The sequence below is a fragment of the Parachitinimonas caeni genome (genome assembly GCF_030129945.1).
Classification (GTDB): Bacteria; Pseudomonadota; Gammaproteobacteria; order Burkholderiales; family Chitinimonadaceae; genus Parachitinimonas; species Parachitinimonas caeni.
This window is the reverse complement of the sequence record NZ_JARRAF010000219.1, coordinates 1-373: the sequence shown is the minus strand read 5'-3', so window position 1 is coordinate 373 and position 373 is coordinate 1. Positions and strand designations below refer to the sequence as shown.

Here is a 373-nt window from a genome sequence, read left to right as displayed (position 1 = left end):
GTTCGGTGAGGTCTGGGGCAGGTTGACGGCGGCGGGGCAGGGCATGCGACCAGTTGAAGCCACATAGCGTTGCAGCGCCAATTTCACCTGTTCGATATTGGCTTTGCTCTTGCTGACCTGGCTTTGCAGCAGTTGCGTACGCGCCGCCGCGAAAATCAATGGCAGTATCAGACCGATGATGACCAATACCGTGGCAACTTCGGGCAAGGTGAAGCCAGTTTGAGAATCAGGACGTCGCATCGCAGACTCGAAACAGGAAAGATGATTCCATTGTAGGGCGTTTGCTGCACTGCGAAGCCCTGTTGTGACGCGTGTCCAGGGCAGGTGAGGTCGATCAATCAGAGAGGTGGGCAGAGACTCCCGGCGTGGGATA

The 373-nt window shown here is 56.8% G+C and carries 1 protein-coding gene; it reads right to left on the bottom strand.

Features of this window, described 5'->3' with window-relative positions; genetic code table 11:
• A partial coding sequence (locus PZA18_RS24395; RefSeq protein ID WP_284103480.1) for a type II secretion system protein occupies window positions 1-240 on the bottom strand: 240 nt, incomplete at its 3' end.
• Between the last annotated feature and the right edge of the window lie 133 nt (window positions 241-373).